Origin of the sequence: Streptomyces sp. RKAG293, from assembly GCF_023701745.1 — a bacterium.
GTDB lineage: Bacteria > Actinomycetota > Actinomycetes > Streptomycetales > Streptomycetaceae > Actinacidiphila.
This window is the reverse complement of record NZ_JAJOZB010000001.1, coordinates 6,458,808-6,481,237: the sequence shown is the minus strand read 5'-3', so window position 1 is coordinate 6,481,237 and position 22,430 is coordinate 6,458,808. Positions and strand designations below refer to the sequence as shown.

The 22,430-nt window shown below is 73.6% G+C and carries 17 protein-coding genes; 7 read left to right on the top strand and 10 right to left on the bottom strand.

Annotated elements, in window-relative coordinates; genetic code table 11:
• Positions 1–190 precede the first annotated feature (190 nt).
• Positions 191–478 carry a 30S ribosomal protein S15 gene (gene rpsO, locus LNW72_RS28840; RefSeq protein ID WP_138357422.1) on the bottom strand — a complete coding sequence of 96 codons (288 nt, stop codon included), beginning with the start codon at positions 476–478 and terminating at the stop codon, positions 191–193.
• A 504-nt stretch (positions 479–982) separates the two neighbouring features.
• Here rpsO and LNW72_RS28835 point away from each other — a divergent pair.
• The 5 genes from LNW72_RS28835 (at position 983) to LNW72_RS28815 (ending at position 8,432) form a co-directional block, all read left to right on the top strand.
• Positions 983–4,510 carry an SCO5717 family growth-regulating ATPase gene (locus LNW72_RS28835; protein ID WP_250978023.1) on the top strand — a complete coding sequence of 1,176 codons (3,528 nt, stop codon included), beginning with the start codon at positions 983–985 and terminating at the stop codon, positions 4,508–4,510.
• Between the two features lie 227 nt (positions 4,511–4,737).
• A complete protein-coding gene (locus LNW72_RS28830) occupies positions 4,738–5,670 on the top strand; it encodes an ABC transporter ATP-binding protein (RefSeq protein ID WP_250978022.1) in 933 nt (310 codons plus the stop codon).
• Positions 5,667–6,491, top strand: a complete 825-nt coding sequence (locus tag LNW72_RS28825) for an ABC transporter permease (protein WP_250978021.1) — start codon at positions 5,667–5,669, stop codon at positions 6,489–6,491. Before LNW72_RS28830 ends, LNW72_RS28825 begins: the two co-directional genes overlap by 4 nt.
• A 4-nt stretch (positions 6,492–6,495) precedes the next feature.
• Positions 6,496–7,770, top strand: coding sequence for a histidine kinase (locus tag LNW72_RS28820; RefSeq protein ID WP_250978020.1), 1,275 nt, complete (start codon positions 6,496–6,498; stop codon positions 7,768–7,770).
• Positions 7,767–8,432 (top strand): response regulator transcription factor, encoded by a 666-nt coding sequence (locus LNW72_RS28815; RefSeq protein WP_250978019.1) that lies wholly within the window; start codon positions 7,767–7,769, stop codon positions 8,430–8,432. Before LNW72_RS28820 ends, LNW72_RS28815 begins: the two co-directional genes overlap by 4 nt.
• Positions 8,433–8,459: 27 nt before the next feature.
• Here LNW72_RS28815 and LNW72_RS28810 read toward each other — a convergent pair whose 3' ends face one another.
• The 9 genes from LNW72_RS28810 to rimP form a co-directional block, all read right to left on the bottom strand.
• Positions 8,460–9,419 carry a bifunctional riboflavin kinase/FAD synthetase gene (locus LNW72_RS28810; protein ID WP_250978018.1) on the bottom strand — a complete coding sequence of 320 codons (960 nt, stop codon included), beginning with the start codon at positions 9,417–9,419 and terminating at the stop codon, positions 8,460–8,462.
• A 131-nt stretch (positions 9,420–9,550) separates the two neighbouring features.
• Positions 9,551–13,558, bottom strand: coding sequence for a serine protease (locus tag LNW72_RS28805; RefSeq protein WP_250978017.1), 4,008 nt, complete (start codon positions 13,556–13,558; stop codon positions 9,551–9,553).
• Between the two features lie 323 nt (positions 13,559–13,881).
• The gene (gene truB / locus LNW72_RS28800) at positions 13,882–14,805 is read right to left on the bottom strand and encodes a tRNA pseudouridine(55) synthase TruB (RefSeq protein WP_250978016.1); all 924 of its coding nucleotides are present in this window, start codon (positions 14,803–14,805) and stop codon (positions 13,882–13,884) included.
• Positions 14,802–15,338 carry a 30S ribosome-binding factor RbfA gene (rbfA, locus tag LNW72_RS28795; RefSeq protein WP_250978015.1) on the bottom strand — a complete coding sequence of 179 codons (537 nt, stop codon included), beginning with the start codon at positions 15,336–15,338 and terminating at the stop codon, positions 14,802–14,804. The genes truB and rbfA overlap by 4 nt, the downstream gene beginning before the upstream one ends.
• Before the next feature lie 61 nt (positions 15,339–15,399).
• Entirely contained in the window at positions 15,400–15,693 is a 294-nt protein-coding gene (locus LNW72_RS28790) for a DUF503 domain-containing protein (RefSeq protein WP_138356689.1), read from the bottom strand.
• A 193-nt stretch (positions 15,694–15,886) separates the two neighbouring features.
• Positions 15,887–19,057, bottom strand: a complete 3,171-nt coding sequence (gene infB, locus LNW72_RS28785) for a translation initiation factor IF-2 (protein WP_250978014.1) — start codon at positions 19,055–19,057, stop codon at positions 15,887–15,889.
• Between the two features lie 152 nt (positions 19,058–19,209).
• On the bottom strand, positions 19,210–19,509 hold the full coding sequence (locus LNW72_RS28780; RefSeq protein ID WP_138356691.1) for a YlxR family protein: 300 nt from the start codon (positions 19,507–19,509) through the stop codon (positions 19,210–19,212).
• 81 nt (positions 19,510–19,590) lie between these two features.
• On the bottom strand, positions 19,591–20,610 hold the full coding sequence (gene nusA / locus LNW72_RS28775) for a transcription termination factor NusA (protein WP_250978013.1): 1,020 nt from the start codon (positions 20,608–20,610) through the stop codon (positions 19,591–19,593).
• Between the two features lie 2 nt (positions 20,611–20,612).
• Positions 20,613–21,164, bottom strand: a complete 552-nt coding sequence (gene rimP / locus LNW72_RS28770) for a ribosome maturation factor RimP (protein ID WP_250978012.1) — start codon at positions 21,162–21,164, stop codon at positions 20,613–20,615.
• 205 nt (positions 21,165–21,369) lie between these two features.
• Between rimP and LNW72_RS28765 the strand changes: the two genes are divergently transcribed.
• Both LNW72_RS28765 and LNW72_RS28760 read left to right on the top strand, forming a co-directional pair.
• Positions 21,370–21,906, top strand: a complete 537-nt coding sequence (locus LNW72_RS28765) for a hypothetical protein (protein ID WP_250978011.1) — start codon at positions 21,370–21,372, stop codon at positions 21,904–21,906.
• Positions 21,907–21,910: 4 nt separating this feature from the next.
• On the top strand, positions 21,911–22,339 hold the full coding sequence (locus tag LNW72_RS28760; RefSeq protein WP_250978010.1) for a ferritin-like domain-containing protein: 429 nt from the start codon (positions 21,911–21,913) through the stop codon (positions 22,337–22,339).
• The last annotated feature ends 91 nt before the right edge of the window (positions 22,340–22,430 follow it).

Sequence of the window (22,430 nt, the reverse complement as noted above, 5' to 3'; positions counted from 1 at the left end):
GGTCTTCGATCGAAGCCTTCGGGGAGTCCTGCTGCCCGGAGGCCACTACCGAGGACCGGCGTTCGTGGCTCATTAGGAGGACGCTCCTCCTCGTGTGTTACAGCGTGCTCACACCAGACTACAAAGAATCGCCGGTCGAGTACGCAAAGGGAGCGGCTCCCGGGTGGGAACCGCTCCCCCGCACAACGTCTTACTTGGCGCCGGCCGCACCGCGGCGGATGCCGAGGCGCTCGACCAGGGCGCGGAAGCGCGTGATGTCCTTCTTGGCCAGGTACTGCAGCAGACGGCGGCGCTGGCCGACGAGCAGCAGCAGACCACGGCGGGAGTGGTGGTCGTGCTTGTGCAGCTTGAGGTGCTCGGTGAGGTCCGAGATACGGCGCGAGAGCATCGCGACCTGCACCTCGGGGGAGCCCGTGTCGCCCTCCTTGGCACCGAACTCGGCGATGATCTGCTTCTTCGTTGCGGCGTCGAGCGGCATACGAACTCCTCAAGTGTTGGTTTGCCTCCGAGTGCCCCTGGACTGGAATCACAGGCGATCTTGGATAACTCTGGAGGCGAGGACGCGGGTTCTTACACACACATCCGTCAGCCAGGATACCAGCCGCACGGGCGACGCTTCGCCGCGCGGCTCCGGGGCGAACGGGAGCGCGGGCGGAGGCCGGCCGGGGGGTGCGCGCCGGGGGGACGGTGAGTGCGGACGGGAGGGGCGGGCCTGCCGTGGAACTGGCGCCGATGATTAGGCTGTCCCTCAGAGCGGCAGGAGCAGATAGCGGGCGGACAGCCCGAGCGGGGCGCGGAAAGGCTGCTGCGGCACGCGGGGGAGGGGATCGACGATGAAACACGCCGGGTTCTCCGGCTCCGTCCGTCGCGGGGATCGTCACACGTTCGACGACCGTTTCCGGGCCGCAGCAGGCCGTCAGCACTCCACCGACCGTCCGTCCCTGTCGTTCGGATGCGTTTCAGAGATATACCAGGAGGCATTGTGAGCAGCGATCGGGACGAGAACCGCGTGGGCGGGGCCGCCCCTGTCGAGGAGCAAGGCGACGCCGACTACACCGGTGAGTTCACCTTCGACTACACGCCGCCCGCCTGGTACATGCAGAACACCGGTGGGGACGACAGCGGTGACAGCGGGGACGACCCGGATACGGATACCGACTCCGGTGCGGCTGCGGCTCAGGACTCCGGTGCCGGCGACGCTCCCGCTCCCGCGGTGCGGGAGGAGTCCCGGCCCGAGCCTGAGCCCGCACCCTGGGTGACACCTCCGGCGGCGACCGTTCCTCCCGCTCCCCTGCCCGTGAACCCGGTTTCGCCGCCTGTCGCACCGCCGGCCGCACCGTTCGCGGCGCCGTCGCCGGCTCCTGATGCCACGAGCGAGCCCTCCTGGTCGGCGACCTCGGTGCCGTTCGTCCCGGCTCCCGCTCCTACTCCGGCTCCGGCAGCCGCTCCGGAACCGGCTGCCGCCGAGGCCGCGGCGCCCGCGCCGCCGCCCGCGCCTTCCGCTGTTCCGGCGTTCCCGACGCTCAAGCCGAGCGGCGGCGAGGACCGTCCCGCGGACGCCCCCGTCGCGGAGCCCGAGCGGGACGACGACGAGCTGCCCGGCGCGGTACGGAGTGAGTCGACGGTGCGGATCGCGCCCGGCTCGCTGCGTACACGGCCCGGAGCGGGTACGTCCGAGACCCCGTCGGCTCCCGTGGAGCCGGAGCAGAAGCCGGCACCGCTGATGGACGCTCCGCCGTCCGAGGGTCCGGTGTGGGTGCCGACGCCGCCGCCGGCCCCGGTCGCGCCGTGGTCCCCGGCCCCTCCGCAGAGCGCGGTCCCGCCGCTGCCGCCGCACTTCCAGGCCGCGGACGCCCCCGCGCCGCCGCCGCTCCCCGACGACCGGGCCACCCCGCCCACGGGTGCACCGTGGCCCGCTCCCGCGCAGTCCGCGCCGACGCCTCCCGGCGCCGACTACACGTTCGCTCCCCCGGCACCCCCGGAGACCGTCGAGCCCGCCGCTCCGCCGGCCGGCTACGGCTTCCCGCCGGCCCAGCAGGGACCGGGCACGCCGAACCTTCCCGCCCCGCGCGCGGCGGAGCCGCTGCCGCAGGGCGGATACGGCTTCCCGCGGCCCGCCGACGCACCCGCGCCGACGCCGACGCCGATGCCCGTCCCGGCGGACCGCCAGGAGGACCGCACTCCCCCGCCGCAGCCGGCGTACGGATTCCCGCAGCCCGGAGCGCAGCAACCGCCGCTCGCGCAGGACGGCTACGGGTTCCCGCGACCCACCGCCGACGCGCCCGCTCCTGTGCCCGCACCGGCCCCAGCACCCGCACCGGCTCCGCAGGACTTCGCTCCGGCCCCCGCGCCGCAGGGCGGATACGGGTTCCCGCAGCCCGCGCAGCCCGCGCAGCCGCCGGTCGCCCCCTCGTCGGAGGACCGTACGCCGCCGCCCGCGCCCTGGCCGAACCCCGCGCCGGCCCCGGCCCCCGCGCCGCAGCCCGAGTACGGGTTCCCGCCGGCCGGAGCGCAGCCGCAGCTCCAGCCGCAGCCGCAGCTCCAGCCCCAGCCCCCGTTGTCGCAGCAGCCGCCGCAGGCTGGGTACGGGTTCCCGCCGGCCGCCGACGCTCCCCCGGCGCCGCAGGTGCCCGAGGACCGTGCTCCCGCGCCGTCGGCCGCCCCGTGGCCGAGCCCCAATCCGCCGGCGCCGCAGCCCGGTTACGGGTTCCCGCAGAGTGGTCAGCCGCAGCCACCGCAGCCGCAGCCGCAGCCGGGCACCTTCGCGCCGCTGCCGCAGCCCGCTCCGGAGGACCGCGCCGCCCCGCCGACCGGCGCGCCCTGGCCCAATCCGGCGCTGCCCCCGGCCGCCCCGGCACCGGCCCCGGCGCCCCAGCAGGGTTACGGATTCCCGCAGGGCGGGGCTCCGCAGCCGCCCGTCGCGCCCGGTCCCGGTCCTGAGGCGTCCGCGCCCATGCCGCCGGCCGGTTACGGATTCCCGCCGCCCGCGGCGCCGCTGCCGCCGGAGGCCAGCCCCGGTGCGGCGTTGCAGCCGCTGCCGCCGCACGGCGGGTACGGATTCCCGCCGCCGGGACAGCAGCCGCAGGCCCAGCCGCCGGCCCCGCAGCAGCCGCAGCCCCAGCAGTACGCGCCGCCGCAGGCCCAACCGCAGGTCCAACCGCAGCACCCGGCTCCGCCGCAGGACCCGTCGGCCGATCCGCGTACCGGCGGCTGGCCGGCGGTGACGCCGGACCAGCGGCAGCGTTCCGTACAGGGCGCGCCGCTCGGCTACACCGCGGCCGTCGAGCTGTCGTCGGACCGGCTGCTGAAGAACCAGCCGAAGCCGAAGCGGCCCGGTGCCAACGCGACGCCGTCGCGGTTCAAGCTCGGTGGCAAGAAGGAGGAGGCGGAGCGGCAGCGGAAGCTGGAGCTGATCCGTACTCCGGTGCTGTCCTGCTACCGGATCGCGGTGATCAGCCTCAAGGGCGGCGTCGGCAAGACCACGACGACCACCGCCCTGGGCTCGACGCTCGCGACCGAGCGCCAGGACAAGATCCTCGCGATCGACGCCAACCCGGACGCCGGCACGCTCGGCCGCCGGGTCCGCCGGGAGACCGGTGCGACCATCCGCGACCTGGTGCAGGCGATCCCGTACCTCAACAGCTACATGGACATCCGCAGGTTCACCTCGCAGGCGTCCTCCGGGCTGGAGATCATCGCCAACGACGTGGACCCGGCCGTGTCGACCGCGTTCAACGACGAGGACTACCGCCGGGTCCTCGACGTGCTGGGCAAGCAGTACCCGATCATCCTCACCGACTCGGGTACCGGTCTGCTCTACAGCGCGATGCGCGGCGTGCTCGACCTGGCCGACCAGCTGATCATCGTGTCCACGCCGTCCGTCGACGGAGCGAGCAGCGCGAGCACCACGCTGGACTGGCTGTCGGCGCACGGCTACGCCGAACTGGTGCAGCGCAGCATCACGGTCATCTCCGGGGTCCGCGAGACCGGCAAGATGATCAAAGTGGACGACATCGTCGCCCACTTCCAGACGCGCTGCCGCGGGGTGATGGTCGTCCCGTTCGACGAGCACCTGGCCGCGGGCGCCGAGGTCGACCTCGACATGATGCGTCCCAAGACCCGGGAGGCGTACTTCAACCTCTCGGCGATGGTCGCCGAGGACTTCATCCGCGCGCAGCAGGCGCAGGGGCTGTGGACCGCCGACGGGAACCCGCCGCCGCACCTGGCACCGCCGGTCCCCGGCCGGCAGCAGGGTCCGCAGCAAGGCCAGCCGCAGTACCAGCAGCAGCCGCCTCCGCCCGGGTTCCACGGGCAGGCGCCCCAGGGTCCGGGTCAGCCGTACCCGCAGGCACCGCAGGCACCGCAACCGCCGCAGCAGTACCAGCCGCAGGCGCCGCAGCCGTACCAGCCGCAGCCCCAGCAGGGCTGGCCGCAGCAGCCGCCGCAGCAGCAGGCACCGCCCGAGCAGCCGCCGGGCTACGGCTACCCGCCGCCTCCGCCCCAGCACTAGCGCGGAGCAGTAGCCACAGCACCACCCCGGAGGGCCCCGCCGCACCAGCGGCGGGGCCCACTTTGCGCGGTGCCGGGCCGCGGCGTACATCACCCGGTGTAGTCCCGTTCCATCCCGGGATGCAGCCGGGCGCCCGGGAGTTCCGCCTGTGGGTCATCGTGCGCGCCCTGGTCGGCGGCCTAGCGTTGGGGCATCCCCCGACCGCTGCCGGCCACGAGGACCTTCCGATGATCGAAGCCCACACACTCACCAAGCGCTACGGCGAGCGCACCGCCGTCGAGGACCTCAGCTTCACCGTGCGGCCCGGAGCCGTCACCGGTTTCCTCGGCCCCAACGGCGCCGGGAAGTCCACCACGATGCGGATGATCCTGGGCCTGGACGCCCCGTCGGCCGGCCGGGTCACGGTGAACGGCCGGCACTACGCCGACCACCGGGCGCCGCTGCACGAGGTCGGCGCGATGCTGGAGGCCCGCGCGATCCACACCGGGCGCTCGGCGTACCACCACCTCCTGGCGCTCGCCGTCACGACCGGCATCCCGCGCGGCCGGGTCGACGAGGTGATCGACATCGTGGGTCTGCGCGAGGTCGCGAGGAAGCGCGCGGGCGGATTCTCGCTCGGCATGGGGCAGCGCCTCGGCATCGCGAGCGCGCTGCTCGGCGACCCCGCGACGCTCGTCCTGGACGAACCGGTGAACGGCCTGGACCCCGAGGGCATTCTGTGGATCCGCAATCTGCTGCGGAGCCTGGCCGCCGAAGGACGTACGGTCCTGGTCTCCTCGCACCTGATGTCCGAGATGGCGCTCACCGCCGAGCACCTGATCGTGATCGGCCGCGGCCGGCTGATCGCCGACACCTCGGTGGAGGAGTTCGTCCGCGGCGCGGCGGGCACCTCGGTGCGGGTGCGGACCGATGACGCGGACCGGCTGCGGAGGCTGCTGGCGGGCCCTGAGGTGACCGTGGTGTCGGAGGCCGCGGGGGTGCTGGAGGTGACCGGTCTGACCAGCGACCGGATCGGCGGGATCGCCGCCGACCACGCCATCGCCCTCGCGGAGCTGACTCCCCAACAGGCCTCCCTGGAGCAGGCGTTCATGGAACTCACCCGGGACGCCGTCGAGTACCAGACTCCTCCCGTCGCCGACCACGAGGGACGTGCGGCATGACCACCCTCCTCGACCGTCCGGCCGCCGCGAGCGGTCCCGCCGTCCGCGGCCACGTCACCCAGCTCCGCGTTCTGCACTCCGAGTGGATCAAGCTGCGCACCCTGCGGTCGACGCTCGTGACGCTGACCGCCGCCGTGGTCGTGATGATCGGCCTCGGACTGCTCTTCTGCGCGGTCAGCGCGAACCGCTGGCCGCACATGGACCCGGGTGAGCGGCTCAGGTTCAGCGCGGCCGGGGTGAGCGTGCGCGGTTTCCTGCTCGCGCAGCTCGCCGTCGCGGTCCTCGGTGTCCTCGTCGTCTCCGGCGAGTACGCGACCGGCATGATCCGCGCGACGCTCGCCGCCGTCCCGCGACGGCTTCCGGTGCTGTGGGCGAAGGCCGCCGTGTACACGGCGGTGACGTTCCTCGCGATGACGACGGCGTCGCTCATCGCGTTCCTGGCCGGCCAGGCGATCCTGTCCTCGCAGCACATCGGTACGTCCCTCGGTGCGCCCGGCGCCGCCCGCATGGTGTTCGGTGCCGGCCTGTACCTCACCGTGGTCGGCCTGCTGAGCGTGGCGCTCGGCACCCTCATCCGCAGTACGGCGGGCGGCATCGCCACCGTCTTCGGGCTGCTCATGGTGCTGCCGCTGCTCACCGAGGCGCTGCCCACGACCTGGTCCATCAGCGAGTACCTGCCGAGCAATGCGGGACAGGCACTGCTGGCGGCCCACCGGGAGCCGCATATCTTGGCCCCATGGACCGGCTTCGCAGTCTTCTGTCTCTACACGGCCGTCGCTCTGGCAGCGGCGGCGGCAGCACTCGAGCGCCGGGACGCGTGAGCCGGTGACGCCCGCCGCGCCCGCGCTCCGGCAAACGGTGCGGTCCTGGCGCGCCCATCTCGGGCGCGCCAGGCAGCTGGTGCGGGCGAAGCTGCCGCCGGTCGCCGCCGACGCCGTGCTCACGGCGGCCATGCTGTTCGCGACGGCGGGCCTGGCCCACCGCGATCTGTCCCGCTCGACGTCCCTCGTGGTCTTCCAGTGGCTGCTGCTGATCCCGCTGGTGTGGCGGCGCCGGGCCCCGCTGGCCGTCTTCGGCGTCATGTCGGCGGTCGCGTTCCTCCAATGGCTGGCGGGCGCCCCGCTGCCCGCCGACGTCGCGCTGCTCATCGCGCTGTACACCGTGGCCGCCCACTCCTCCCGGCTCCGGACGCTGTCGGCCGTCGCCGTGCTCGAACTCGGCTCCCTGCTGGCCGCGTTGACCTGGGCGACGCACGGACGCACCACCCAGTCGTTCATCGCGCTGTCGGCGATGGTGATCGCCGCCGCCGTGATCGGGGTCAACGTGCGCACCCGGCGCGCGTACCTGGCCGCGCTGGAGGACCGGGCCGGACGGCTGGAGCGGGAGCGCGACCAGCAGGCGCAGCTCGCGGTGGCCGGTGAACGGGCCAGGATCGCCCGCGAGATGCACGACATCGTCACGCACAACCTGTCGGTGATGGTCGCGCTCGCCGACGGTGCGGTCTTCGCGCAGGAGCGGCACCCGGAGAAGGCGGCCGCCGCGATGCGGCAGGTCTCCGGGACCGGCCGGCAGGCCATCACCGACATGCGCCGTTTCCTCGGGGTGCTGCGCGCCGACGAACCGGACGCGCTACGCCATCCCATGCCCGGCATCGCCCAGTTGGAGCCGCTCGCCGAGCAGGTGCGCGCCGCCGGGCTGCCGACCCGTCTGAGTGTCAGCGGCAACCCGGACGCGGCCACCGCGGCGGCCCAACTCACCGTCTACCGACTGGTACAGGAAGCCTTGACCAACACTCTCAAGCACGCCCCGGCCGGCACCCGTGCCGAGGTCCGGGTGCGCTGCTCCCCCGATTCCGTCCGCGTGGACGTCACCGACGACGGCCCCGCCGCGACCGCGCCCGCGGATGCGTCCCCTGCCGCGTCCGGACACGGGAAGGGGAACGGGCACGGGATTCCCGGGATGCGCGAACGGGCCGCCGCGTACGGCGGGCGGCTCGACGCGGGTCCGCAGCCGGACGGCGGCTGGCGGGTCTCGGCCGTGCTCACCCTGAATCCGCCCCAGGACGAGGACGCGCTCCAGGACAAGGACGGTGCCCTGTGACGATCCGGGTGCTTCTCGTCGACGACGAACCGCTGCTGCGGATGGCCTTCACGATGGTCCTCGACGCCCAGCCCGACATGGAGCCGGTCGGCGAGGCCGCCGACGGCGCCGAGGCCGTCCGCCTCACCCTCGCGCTGCGGCCCGACGTGGTGCTGATGGACGTCCGGATGCCCGGCACGGACGGGATCGAGGCCACCGGCCGGATCGTCGAGTCCTGCCCGGAGACCCGGGTGCTCATCCTGACCACGTTCGACCTGGACGAGTACGCCTTCGCGGGGCTGCGCGCGGGCGCGTCCGGCTTCCTGCTCAAGAACGCGCTGCCCGAGGAACTGCTCGCCGCGATCCGGTCGGTCGCCGCGGGCGACGCCGTCGTCGCGCCCCGGATCACCCGCCGCCTGCTGGAGAACTTCGCCCATCAGCTCCCGGCCGGCAACAGCGCCGCGGAAGGGGACGAGCGCCTGGGCCGGCTCACCGCCCGGGAGCGCGAGGTCCTCGTCGAGGTCGGCCGCGGGCTGTCCAACACGGAGATCGCCGCGGGCCTGCACCTCGCCGAGGCGACGGTGAAGACCCATCTGAGCCGGATCCTGGTCAAGCTCGGGCTGCGCGACCGCGTACAGGCGGTGGTCTTCGCCTACGAGACCCGGCTGGTCCGACCGGCGTAGGGCCGGGGTCGGAGACCCCGGCCCCGGTCAGGAGCTCGGCGTCGGCGCCGCGTCGATCAGCTCGCGGGACTGCTTCACGTCCTCCACCATCCGCACCAGCAGCGCGTCGATCGAGTCGAACTTCTCCATCCCCCGCAGATACGCGAGGAAGTCGACGGCCACGTGCAGCCCGTACAGGTCCAGTCCGACGCGGTCGATCGCGTAGGCCTCGACCGTGCGTGCCGTGCCGTCGAAGGTCGGGTTGGTGCCGACCGAGATCGCGGCGGGCATCGGCTCGCCGTCGACGTGCAGCCAGCCGGCGTACACGCCGTCCGCGGGGATCGCCGTGTGCGGCAGCGTCTCGACGTTCGCCGTCGGAAAGCCCAGCTCGCGGCCGCGCTGCGCGCCGTGGACGACGACGCCCTCGACGCGGTGCGGACGGCCCAGGATCTCCATCGCGCCCGCCACATCGCCCTCGGCGACCAGCCGGCGCGTCATCGTCGACGAGAACGGCTCACCGCCGCCCGCGGAACCGCGCACGTACAGATCGACGACGTCGACCTCGTAGTCGTACTTCAGGCCCATCGCGGAGAGGAACTCGACGTCACCGGCGGCCTTGTGCCCGAACCGGAAGTTCGGGCCTTCGACGACGAGCTTCGCGTGCAGCGCGTCGACGAGCACCGTCCGCACGAAATCGCCGGGCGACAGCTTCGAGAACTCCGCGGTGAAGGGGAGGATGAGCAGCGCGTCGACGCCCAGTCCCGCCATCAGCTCGGCACGGCGGTGGTGCGCGGACAGCAGCGGCGGGTGGCTGCCCGGCCGCACGACCTCGCTCGGGTGCGGGTCGAACGTGACGACCACCGACCGGACACCCAGCTCACGGGCGCGGTCGACGGCCCGCCCGATGATCAGCTGATGCCCCCTGTGCACGCCGTCGTAGGAGCCGATGGTGACGACGCTGCGTCCCCAGTCCCCGGGAACGTCCTCCAAGCCCCGCCAGCGCTGCACCTTGACGCTCCGCTTCCTCGTCGTACCGAATAGCTGTGTATGCCTGTACGGGTCCAAGCCTGCCATGTCCCCGTGCCGGGCTCAGCCACCGGCCCCGCCGCCGCGCCCGCGGCACGGGCCGCGACCTGCCCCTACGGGGTGGACGGTACGGCGAGTTGCTCGCACAGCCGGCGGGCGCTGGGGCCGATGACCGCGTCCCAGGCGCCGTCGGAGTCCAGCCAGCCGCGGACCAGCCGGGCGAAGCACGGGGAGGCGGCGGCGAGCTGGACGAGGCGCCGGTCGAAGTGCGCGGCGCCTTCGGGGGTGCGCCCGAGCAGCAGGCCGAGACGGTGCACGAGATCGCGGGTGAGCAGCGGCGGACGGCGGGCGCAGCCGTCCGCGGCGGCGCCGAGCAGCGCGTCCAGCACGTCGGCGTCGCGTTCGCGTTCCAGCGCCACGTCGAGCAGTTCCTGGCGCATCGGCCGGGAGATGTGGCTGCCGGGCGCGGCGAGCACCGGGGCGACCGCCCGCCGCACCTCCGGCGGGTGTTCCCGCAGCAACTCCACGACCAGCGGAAACACCACCGCGCGGGCGGAGGCGCCCTGCTCGAGGCGCCGGTCGAGGAACTCCGCCGCATGGACGGCGCCCTCCGGCCGGTGCCGCAGATGGTCCCGTACGAGGCCGGCCGCGCGGCGGGCCAGCGCGGGCGTGGTCACCGCCGCCAGTTCGCGCAGCACCTCGCCGGCGCCGGCGCCCGGCTCCCGCAGCCGTCCCTGGAACGCGGCGAGCACCGGTTCCGGATGCGAGGCGAGCGCGGCGGCGAGGGCGCCGGCCGGCAGCTGCGGATCGCCCGCGGCGAAGTGGGTGAGCGCGGCCGGCAGATGCCGGGAGCGGGTCGCGGGGTCCCGGACGAGGAGGGCCAGCGCCGCTCCGTGCAGCGTGCAGTCCGCGGTGCGGGCGAGCATCGCCAGCGCCGCGTACCGCAGCAGTTCCCGGTCGGCGTCGGATCGTACGTAGGGCGCGGCGCGCAGCCCGTACGCGGCGGCGGCGACGTGCCGGGCGGGCCGTTCCTCGTGCGCCCAGCGGTCGACGGCGCGGCAGACCGCCGACGGTTCGTCCTCCGCGAGGGCGGCCAGCAGTTCATCGGCGCCGGGGTGCGCGGCCTCGACCAGCGCCTCGGTCAGATCGTCCACGGCGCGGTGCCGGTGGGTGTGCAGCAGCGCCTGGACGGCGGCGGCGACGGTCGGGCGCGGGCCTCTGAGCGCCGTGTCGGTCTGCAGCGGCCGGTCGTCGCCGAACCAGCCGCAGATCACGGGGAGCGCGGCGCGCGGCGCGCCACAGAGCAGTTCTCCGATGGTCGGGAGGAACCGCTCGGACGGGCCGGGCGGGCTCTGGACGCCGTGCATGCTCTGGAGGTTCTGTGCGTTGTGCGGGCTCTGCGGGTTCTGCGGGTTCTGCGGGCTCTGCGGTGGTGGGCCGTCGGCGGGCAGGAGCAGGCGCAGCAGGTCGAGCCGCTCCCCCAGCGGCAGCTCCAGCCGCCGCCAGAACCAGGGGCCGAACTCCGCCAGGCCGCCGAGGCCCTGCGGGCCGAACCCGCCGCGCTCGATCGACCGCGCGGTGATCCGTTCCGCCAGCAGCCGCAGCACACCCCGGTACTGATCGGCGTCCGGCACCCGCAGCAGGACCTCGCCCAGCAGATGTGCCGCCCACCACACGGCGTCCGCCCGCCGGGCCGCTTCCGGCGCGGGCACGGGTGGGCGCGGCTCTCCGCTCGCACCGGCTGCGGCGGGCGTCGCCGCGGCCGGACTCCGGGGCGGCGGGACTGCCGCGCGCCCCGCAGCGGGCCGCCGGTTGGGGACGGTGTCCGCGTCGAGATCCGCCTCGTCCGCCGGCGGATCGCCCGCCAGGGACCGGTCCATGAGGCGGTCCATCAGGTCAGGAGCCGGGCCGGCCACGTCCGGCTCGCCGTCCCGCTCCCCTTCCGGCTCACCGTTCGCCGCCGGCCGGGGCGGTGTCCCGGGGTACGGCGGTGTCCGGGGCGGTGGCGGGGCGGCGAGCCGGCTCGGCTCCGCGGCCTGCTGGTCGAGGGCGTGGATCAGCGTTTCGAGGTGCCGTGCGAGGGCGGTGGGGCCGGACTGGCGGGCGGTGAGCAGCAGGGACTGGATGACGGGGCCGATGCGGTGGCGGGGCACCGGAAGCGAGTGCGGAGCGGTGGCGGGGCCGACCGGAGGGGCCGGCGGCACGGTGTGCCCGGGGGCGTGACCGGCGCGGGCCCCGGGGCGCGACGGCAGCCGGACCGGGGCCTCAGCGGCACCCGCCGGGGCGGCGAACCACCGGTGGACGAGGGCGAACAGGGCCTCGTCCAGATCCAGGTGCAGGCCCTGCAGCCAGTCGGCGAACTCCTCGTGCGCGAAGCGGTATCCGGCTCCCGCCGGGACGACGAGGCCCTCGGTGAGGACCGCCGAGGCCCAGCCCGTGCGCCAGGGGAAGAGGTCCTCGAAGGACTCCCGGTCCAGCTCGCCCTGGCCGGGTCCCAGACAGCGCCGCGCCGCCTCGTGCACCTGCCCGGCTACCCGGGCTGCCAGCCGCCGGACGGCGGTCCCCCGGGCGGGGCTGTCGGCGCCCGCGGTCAGCCGGACGGCGATCCGCAGGCACACCAGGTCCAGATAGGCCGAGAAGACATCCGCCCGGCCGGGCACGGCATCCCCGGCGGGTGTTCCCGCCGGGTCGGCCACCGCCGGTTCCGGGAGGGCCGCCCGGATCTCGGCGAACAGCCGCAGAGCCAGCGGATGGGCGGCGTCGGTCGCGGCCAGCGCACCGGGCGGGATCCCGTACCGGGCCCTGGCGCGCACGGCCTGCCGCTCCGGGAGGTCGCCGAGCCGGACGCAGAGCGGCAGCGCGCGGGCCGGGGCGCCGGGCGGCACGGCCGGCGCCTCCGCCGGCACATGGAGCATTCCGGCGGGGAACAGGGCGCCCGCCTGCTCCCAGTACTCGGGCCGGCACGCCACGACCAGCCGGACACCGCCGGCCCGCAGCCAACTCGCCGTACCGGCCGTCCAGTCGGGCAGCGCGTGCGCCAGAACGGGCGGCATCTCCTCCGGGCCGTCGAGCAGGACGAGCAGCGGCCGGCCCGCCGACCGGGCCAGGTCCGCGACCGCGTCCGGGGAGGCGACGGGCGCCTCGCCCCTGCTGTCGCCCGCCGCCGAAACGATCCGGGCCGCGGTGCGCAGCGAGCGTTCCACCGCGTCCTTCAACCCGCCGTCGCCCGGCCGCAGTTCGGCGCCGCGCAGCCACACCGTCGGGGCGGGCTCCGCGCCGCGGGCGCGGCGGGCGGCCAGTGCCGCCAGTTCGGTGGTGCGTCCGCAGCCGGGGTCGCCGACCAGGCCCAGGACGAGCGGTCCGCGGTCCCCTCCCCTGCCGAGGAAGTCGCGCAGCTCGTCCTCCGTCCCCGGCCTGGCGACCGGCTCACGCCATTCGCGCGGTACGGCCGCGGAACCGACCGAGGTGGCCGTCAGCTGCAGCGCCCCGGCGAGGTTGAGGTGCGGCCCGTAGGCGGGCACGGTGGCGGCGTTGCGGGCGAGCAGCTCCGCCAGCGGCCCCGATCCGGCCCGCAGCGGGACGGCGAAGCCGCCGGCCCGGTGTCCGGCGTGCAGTGCGGTGGCGATGACGGCCAGCACCGCGCCGGTCTCCGCGTCGATCACGGGGCTGCCGGACGCCTGCGGGTGGACCCGCAGCACCTCCGGGGTGTCGAGGGCGAGTTCGTAGACCTCGTCCAGGAGGTGGAAGCGGTCGGTCGCGGTGTACGTCACGGATGCGGTGCCGACGACGACGGCGTCCGTCCAGCCACGGGCCCGCAGCCGCACCCGGCGTTCCGGGTGCGCGGGCCCGGAGGCGGCGACCGGCAGCGGCCGGAGACTGATGCCTTCGGTAGCGACGAGCGCGAGCCCGAGTTCCGGCAGCGGCGTGATCGCGTCCGCGCCGACGAGGCAGACCTGGTCGCCGGGGGCGTGCAGCACCAGCCGGGCCAGTCCGTCGACGGCTTCGTGACTCGTCAGGAGAGTGCCGCCGAGATCGGCGAGGAATCCGGTACCGCGCGGCCGCCCGGCCAGATCGCACACCCGCACCAAGGCGTCGTCACCGTCGCAGGGCCGCACCGCCATTCGCGCACCTCCCCGCTGGTCAACCGCCTTCCACGGTATGCCCACGGTGATCGCCCGCTACTGATCGCGCACCCAACGCGCCCCCGTACACCCCGAAGTTCACTCCGAGCGCCCGCCCGTTGGGGTGAATTCCGGGTGTGGGGAGGATAGGTATACGAGCAGGAGGGGGATCGTGGAGCGGGCGTCCGCGCGGGGACACGGACGCCCGCTCCACGGTGGGGTCGCCCTCCGTGCGGACGCCGCCAGGTGTCGGACCCGGCCCGGCCGGGCATGTCGTCCTCGTCGAAGCCCAATTCGCAGCCGTGACGCAAGTGGAACGAGCCTCAGACGAGGACCGCGAGGATCTTCGTCTGGCCGTCGCGGTCCTCGACGAGGGCCAGGAAGCGGTCGTCGGGGTCGAAGGCCGCGTGGGTGCCGGGGCCCATGCCGTCGGTCTTGAGTCGGACGCCGTTGACGAGCAGCCGGGCCTGGTCCGCGTCCACGTCCCAGCGGGGGAAGGCCGCGGCGGCGGCCTCGCCGATCGGCATGACCTGGAAGGCTTCCGCGCCGTCGGCCTGGTACGTCGCTTCGAGCTCGTCCACGGTGCGGGCGCTGCTCAGGTCGTACGGGCCCACCCGGGTGCGCCGCAGCGCGGTCAGATGGCCGCCGGTGCCCAGGTCGGCGCCGAGATCACGGGCCAGCGCCCGGATGTAGGTGCCGGAGGTGCACTCGACGGTGACGTCCAGGTCCAGGACGGCCGTGCCGTCGTCCGCCGTCGCGGTGCGGTTTTCGTGCAGCACGAAGGAGGAGACGGTCACCGGGCGGGAGGCCAGCTCGAACTCCTCGCCCTCCCGGACCCTGGTGTACGAGCGGACGCCGTTGACCTTGATCGCGCTGACCTTGGACGGCATCTGCAGGATGTCGCCGGTCAGCCGGGCGATTCCGGCCTGGACGGCCGTCAGCTCGACCCCGGCCGCGCCGGCGCTCTCCGTGACCTCGCCCTCGGCGTCGTCCGTCACGGTGGTCTGGCCGAGCCGGATCGTCGCGACGTACTCCTTGCGGGTGAGCGCGAGGTGGCCGAGGAGGCGGGTGGCCTTCTCGACGCCGATGACGAGCACTCCGGTCGCCATCGGGTCGAGGGTGCCCGCGTGCCCGACGCGCCGGGTGCCCGCGAAGCGGCGGATGCGGGCGACCACGGCGTGCGAGGTGAGCCCGGCCGGCTTGTCGACGATCACTAGGCCGTCCGGGCCCTGGCCTTTGCGCTTCATGCGGTCGCGGAGCCCTTGTCGTCGTCCTTCGCGGTCTTCGCAGCGTCGGCGTCGGCGTCGGCGTCGGCGTCCGCCGCGTCGTCCTCGCCGTCGAGGTCGAGGTCGTCCTCGTCCTCCACCGGCTTGCGGTACGGGTCCGCGTCGCCCGCGTACGAGGCGTCGGTGGCGGCCTTGCGCACCTGCTCGTCCGAGGCACGTGCCCTGGCCAGCAGATCGTCGATGGTCTTCGCGTTCTCCGGGAGGGCGTCCGCGACGAACGTCAGCGTCGGGGTGAAGCGCACCCCGAGCTGCCGGCCGACCTCGGAGCGCAGGATGCCCTTGGCGCTCTCCAGGGCGGCGGCGGAGGCCGCACGGTCCTCGTCGTCGCCGTAGACCGTGTAGAACACCGTCGCGTCCTGCAGGTCACCCGTGACCCGGGTGTCCGTGATCGTCACGTAGCCGAGCCGCGGGTCCTTGATCCGCCGCTGCAGCGTCTCCGCGACCACGACCCGGATGCGGTCGGCCAGCTTGCGCGCCCGCGAGGTGTCGGTCACTTGTCCGTCTCCTTCTTCGTTACTGCTCTGGTCTTCCAGGCGCCGGCCGACCGCCGATCGGTCAGTCGTCGTCGCCGTGGATCCGCTGCCGTGCCGACAGCAGTTCCACCTCGGGCCGGGCGATCATCCATCGCTCGCACCGGTCGAGTACGTCCTTGATGTGTCCGAGATCCCCGGACACGACCGCGATGCCGATCTCGGCCCTGCGGTGAAGGTCCTGCTCGCCCGTCTCCGCCACGCTGACCGCGAACTTGCGGTGCAGCTCGGCGATGATCGGGCGGACGACGGACCTCTTCTCCTTGAGCGAATGTACGTCGCCGAGGAGGAGGTCGAAGGACAGCGTTCCTGCATACATGGGCGACAGGGCTAGCCGCCCTGGGAGGCCTCGTCGTTACGCCCCTGGTGACAGGCGCGATCCATGATGTGAACGGTACACGCAACGGCCGGGGCCGATCGACGGAATATCTCCGCCGACCGGCCCCGGTGAAATGCACTGCCCGTGCGCAGCACGGCCCACCAGGGGTGGCGGCCGGGCGGCGGGTGGGCGATCAGCCGCGCGGCTTCTCGCGCATCTCGTACGTCGCGATGACGTCGTCGACCTTGATGTCGTTGTAGCTGCCGAGGTTGATACCGCCCTCGTAGCCTTCCCGGATCTCGGTGACGTCGTCCTTGAACCGGCGCAGACCCTCGATGTTGAGGTTCTCCGCGATGACCTTGCCGTCGCGGAGGAGTCGCGCCTTGGTGTTGCGCTTGACCTCGCCCGAGCGGATGAGGACACCGGCGATGTTGCCCAGCTTGGAGGAGCGGAAGACGTCGCGGATCTCGGCGGTGCCGAGTTCGACCTCTTCGTACTCCGGCTTGAGCATGCCCTTCAGGGCCGCCTCGATCTCATCGATGACCTGGTAGATCACCGAGTAGTACCGGACGTCGACACCCTCGCGCTCGGCCAGCTGCGTGGCGCGGCCTTCGGCGCGCACGTTGAAGCCGATGACGATGGCGTCGGAACCCGATGCCAGGTTGATGTCCGACTCGGTGACCGCACCCACACCGCGGTGCAGGATGCGCAGGTCGACCTCGGCACCGACGTCCAGCTGCATGAGCGAGGACTCGAGCGCTTCGACCGAACCGGACGCGTCGCCCTTGATGATGAGGTTGAGCTGCTGCACCAGACCGGCCTGCAGGGCCTCGTCCAGGTTCTCCAGGGAGAACCGGACACCCTTGCGGGCGAACGCCGCGTTCCGCTCACGAGCGGCACGCTTCTCGGCGATCTGACGGGCCGTGCGGTCGTCGTCGACAACGAGGAAGTTGTCGCCGGCGCCGGGCACGTTGGTGAGACCGAGCACCATGACCGGAGTCGAGGGGCCCGCTTCTTCCAGCGTGTTGCCACGGTCGTCGAGCATCGCGCGGACTCGGCCGTACGCGTCGCCGACCACCATGGTGTCGCCGATGCGCAAGGTGCCGCGCTGCACGAGCACGGTCGCCACGGCGCCACGGCCACGGTCGAGGTGAGCCTCGATCGCGATGCCCTGTGCGTCCTGCTCCGGGTTGGCCCGCAGGTCGAGCGAGGCGTCCGCGGTGAGGACCACGGCCTCCAGCAGGCTGTCGATGTGCAGACCCTGCTTGGCGGAGATGTCGACGAACATGGTGTCGCCGCCGTACTCCTCGGCCACGAGGCCGAACTCGGTCAGCTGACCGCGCACCTTGACGGGGTCGGCGCCTTCGACGTCGATCTTGTTGACCGCGACCACGATCGGCACGCCGGCCGCCTTGGCGTGGTTCAACGCTTCGATCGTCTGCGGCATGACACCGTCGTTGGCCGCCACCACGAGGATCGCGATGTCGGTCGACTTGGCACCACGGGCACGCATGGCGGTGAACGCCTCGTGACCGGGGGTGTCGATGAAGGTGATCTTGCGCTCTTCACCGTTCACCTCGGCCGCGACCTGGTAGGCACCGATGTGCTGGGTGATGCCACCGGCCTCGCCCGCGACCACGTTGGTCTTGCGGATCGCGTCAAGGAGGCGGGTCTTACCGTGGTCGACGTGACCCATGACGGTCACGACCGGCGGACGGGAGACGAGCTCTTCCTCGCCACCCTCGTCCTCGCCGAACTCGATGTCGAAGGACTCGAGCAGCTCGCGGTCCTCCTCCTCCGGGCTGACGATCTCCAGGACGTAGTTCATCTCGTCGGCGAGCAGCTGCAGCGTCGCGTCGGGAACCGACTGCGTCGCCGTGACCATTTCGCCGAGGTTCAACATCACCTGGACGAGCGACGCCGGGTTGGCGTTGATCTTCTCGGCGAAGTCGGTGAGAGACGAGCCGCGACGCAGTCGTACGGCAGCACCGTTACCGCGGGGCAGCAGCACGCCGCCCACGGACGGGGCCTGCATGCTCTCGTACTCCTGGCGACGCTGGCGCTTCGACTTGCGACCACGGGCCGGACGGCCGTTCGGGCCGCGGCCGAAGGCACCCTGCGTACCACCACGGGCGTTGGGGCCGCCGGGACGGCCGCCGAAGCCGCCGGGACGGGGACCGAAGCCACCGCCACCGCCGGGAGCACCACCGGGACGCGGGCCGCCGAAGCCGCCGGGACGCGCACCGGGACCGGCCGGACGGCCGGCGAAACCGCCACCGCCGCCGCCACCGGGACGGGCACCGGGACCACCGCTGCCGCCACCGGGACGAGCACCGGGACCGCCACCGGGACGGGCGCCGGGACCGCCGGAGCGGCCGCCGGGACCACCGGACGGGGCGGGACGCTGCGGCATCATGCCCGGGTTCGGGCGCGGGCCGGAGCTCTGCGGGCGGGGCATGCCGCCGGGAGCCGGACGACCGGCACCGCCGGGACCGCCCGAACCACCAGGGCCACCGGCGGAACGAGGCGCGCCACCGGGACGCGGAGCGCCACCGGGACCACCCGTGCCGGCCGGACGAGCGGGACGCTCGCCACCGGGAGCACCCTGGCCGCCACCGCCGGGACGCGGGGCGCCACCGGGGCGCTGCATCCCGGTGGAGCCACCGGAGGTGAAGGGGTTGTTGCCCGGACGGGGACCCGCCGGACGGGCGCCACCGGGACGCGGGGCGCCACCGGGCGCACCCTGGCCGGCCGGACGGGCCGGACGGTCGCCACGCGGCGCGGCGTCACGCTGACCGCCGTCACGGCGCTCTTCGCGCTGTGCCGGGGCCGGACGTGCCGGACGGGGGCCGGGAGTGGCACCCGCGGGACGCGGCGCGGAGGACGGAGCCGCCGGAGCGGAGGCCGCCGGCGCCTGCTGCGTCTGCTGGGCCGGAGCCGGGGCGGAGAACTCCGCGACCGGTACCGGAGCCGCCGGAGCGGGCTTGACCGGGGCCGGCTTCGGACCCGGACGGGGGCCGGCCGGCGTGGAGCCGGTGCCCGTGGCGGCCGGAGCCGCCGGAGTTACGGGGGCGTCCGCGGCCGGCTTGGGAGCCGGCGCAGCGGGACGGGCCGGCGCACCCGGAGTGGGGGCGCCAGGCTTGGCAGGCGTCGCCTTGCGGGGCGCGCCGGGCTTGGCAGCGGGCTTCGCGGCGTTTCCGCCACCCGGCCCCTGCAAAGCGTCAGTCAACTTGCGAACAACCGGCGCCTCGATCGTCGAGGACGCCGAACGTACGAATTCACCAAGTTCTTGGAGCTTGGCCATGACGACCTTGCTCTCAACTCCGAACTCCTTGGCGAGTTCGTATACCCGGACCTTAGCCACTTCGCTCCTTTTAGGTCCGGGGTGATCGTCCGCCGGACCGTCGCTACTTCATGCTCGTACTCATCGCGTACTCATCGAGTGGTGCTCATCGCAATCTCGACCTACTTCCGACTCGCGAGGTACCTGACCGCACGGATACCCGTGCCGTTCACTTACGGTGCCGCCACTTCGACGGGCTTGGTGTTCTGCTCGACGTACCGGCGGAGTTCCGCGGTGTCGAACGTCTCCTTGGACCTGAAGGCCCTGGAGAAGGCCCGGCGGCGAACCGCCAGGTCGAAACAGACCAGGTCAGGGTGCAAGTGAGCGCCCCGACCGGGCAGCGTACCGCGAGGATCGGGGACGCACGCGTCACCGCTCACCGCCACACGCAGCAGATCGTTCTTGGCCACCCGTTCCCGGCAACCCACACAGGTTCGCTCAGGGCACGCAAGGGAACGCGTCCGGCCAGACACTGCTAAGTCTACCTCCCCGCGCCGACCTCACCCCTTCGGGTTATTCGACGCACGGTTGTTCGATCAGTCGTGAGTTGACGTTCAGGCGCGCGAAGTGTCCGATTCGTCGGACTCCTCGGCGCCTTCCGGCTCGATGTCCGGCCGGATGTCGATCCGCCAGCCGGTCAGCCGGGCGGCGAGGCGGGCGTTCTGCCCCTCCTTGCCGATGGCGAGCGACAGCTGGTAGTCCGGCACGGTCACCCGGGCCGAGCGGGCCGACAGGTCGACGACCTCGACGCGGGACACCCGGGCCGGCGACAGCGCGTTCGCCACCATGTCGGCCGGGTCGTCCGACCAGTCCACGATGTCGATCTTCTCGCCCTGCAGCTCCGCCATGACCGCCCGCACGCGGGAGCCCATCGGGCCGATGCAGGCGCCCTTGGCGTTCAGCCCGGAGCGGGTGGAGCGCACCGCCATCTTCGTCCGGTGGCCGGCCTCGCGGGCGATCGCCTCGATGACGACCGAACCGTCCGCGATCTCCGGGACCTCCATCTTGAACAGGGCGCGCACCAGGTTGGGGTGCGAGCGCGACAGCGTCACCGACGGTCCGCGCACGCCCTTGGCGACGCGGACGACGTAGGAGCGCAGCCGCACGCCGTGCTTGTAGTCCTCACCCGGCACCTGCTCCTGCACCGGCAGGATGGCTTCCATCTTGCCGATGTCGACCAGCACGTTCTTGGCGTCCATGCCCTGCTGGACGACACCGGAGACGATGTCGCCCTCACGGCCGGCGTACTCGCCGAACGTGATGTCGTCCTCCGCGTCCCGCAGCCGCTGCAGGATGACCTGCTTCGCCGTGGAGGCGGCGATCCGGCCGAACCCGGAAGGGGTGTCGTCGAACTCGCGGGGCTCGGCGCCCTCGGCGACCTCGGACGCGTCCTCCTTCGCCCACACCGTCACATGTCCCGACGACTTGTCCAGCTCCACCCGGGCCCGGCGGTGGCTGCCCGGCTCCCGGTGGTAGGCGATGAGGAGCGCCGACTCGATCGCCCCGACCAGCAGGTCGAACGAAATCTGCCTCTCCTGCACCAAACCCCGCAGGGCCTTCATGTCGATGTCCACGGCTACGCCTCCTCAATGCTCTCGTCGCTGTCGGTGTCGGCGTCGGCCGTATCCGCTGCGTCGACGTCGTCGTCCTTGTTCTTGCGGTTGAACTCGATCTCCACCCGGGCCTTCGCGATCTCCGCGAACTCCACCCGGCGCGGCTTGGGCTTGCGCCCCTTGATGCCCGGGACCTCCAGATCGAGGCCCGCCTCGTCCAGCGCCATGATCCGCGCGGTCAGCTCTTCGTGGTTGTTGAGCGTCAGCTTGACCAGCCGGCCCTCGTTGCGGCGGAAGTGCCGGGGCGTCGTCAGCGGCCGGTCGGTGCCCGGGGAGCTGACCTCCAGGACGTACTCGCCCTGGCCCATCGCGTCCGTGTCGTCGAGCACCTGGGCGATGTCCCGGCTCAGCTGGGCGACCGCGTCGAGCTGCACGCCGTCATCGGAATCCACCACGACCATCAGCTGCCGCCGGCTGCCCGCCGCGGTCACGGTGATCTCTTCCAGATCCAGACCCGTCTTGGCGACGAGCGGCTCCAGCAATCCGCGCAGCCTCTCGCTCTGGGTGGTGCTCATCCGGGTGACTCCTCGGCCGCGTGTGCTGTTGTATGGAAGGTCGCGTGTCGCCCCAAAGCCTATCGGTTCCGACACCGGATCGACGATTCGGCGTGACTCGCCCCCCAGCGCTGCCCTGCCGCCGGAGCCGGCCGGCCACCGTCGCCCGGGCCGGGCCCGGCCACCGCCCGGTACGCTCTGGTCCGTGATCACGGGAGGGGGCGCGGTGACAGACAGAGCGACGCCGGGCAGACGGACGGTACTGGCCTCGGCCGCCGGTGTGCCGCTGGTCGTCGGCGCGGGCGGGCTGGCGGCGCTGGCCGGGCTCGCCACCGGCTGTTCCGGCGGGACCCCGGCCGCGGCGGACACCCTGAAGGACACTCCCCCGGCCGTGCCGGGCGCCGCGCTCCGGGCGCGGGCCGCGGCGGACAGCACCGCACTCCTCGCGCGTTACGACGGTCTCCTCGCGGCCCGGCCCGACCTCACCGCACGGCTGGCGCCGCTGCGGGCCGAAGTCGCCCGGCACGCCCAGGCGTTCGGCGCGACCGCGCCGAAGCCGGCCCCCGCCGGAACACCGGGTGCCCCCGGCACCAGCGCCGCCACCGCTCCCCCCACGCTCGGCGCGCTCGCCGACGCCGAACGCCGGCTCGCGGACGCCCGCGCCACCGCGCTGCTCGACGCACCGCCCGAGCTCGCCCGGCTGCTCGCCTCGGTGGCCGCCGCCGGGGCCGCGCACGTCGTCCTGCTGACGGGGAAGGGCTGAGCAGATGACACAGCGGACCCTGGACGCGGTCCAGGCGGCGCTCGCCGCGGAACACGCCGCGGTCTACGCCTACGGGGTGATCGGTGCCCGGGTCGCGAAGCCGCGCGCCGCCGACGCCCGCGCGGCCTACTACTCGCACCGCGCCCGCCGCGACGCGCTGAGCCGCACCGTACGGGACCTCGGCGCTGAACCGGTGCCGGCGGACGCCGGGTACGCGCTGCCGTTCCCGGTGACCGACAGCGCCGCGGCCGTACGGCTGGCCGCCGTGATCGAGGACCGGGTCGCCGGTGTGTACGGGGACATGGTGCGCGCGGCCACCGGGGCGCAGCGCCGGGACGCGGCCGGAGCGCTGCGCGAGGCGGCGGTGCGTGCCGTGCGGTGGCGCGGCGGCAGCGTAGCCTTCCCCGGGTTGGCCGAGCGGAGCGCACCGTGAGAGCCGCACCGTAAAGAGCCGTGTCAGGGCTGTACGGCACGGCAGAACGGGAAGGCATCCCCCGCGGGGACGCTCGCCCGCGAAAGATCCA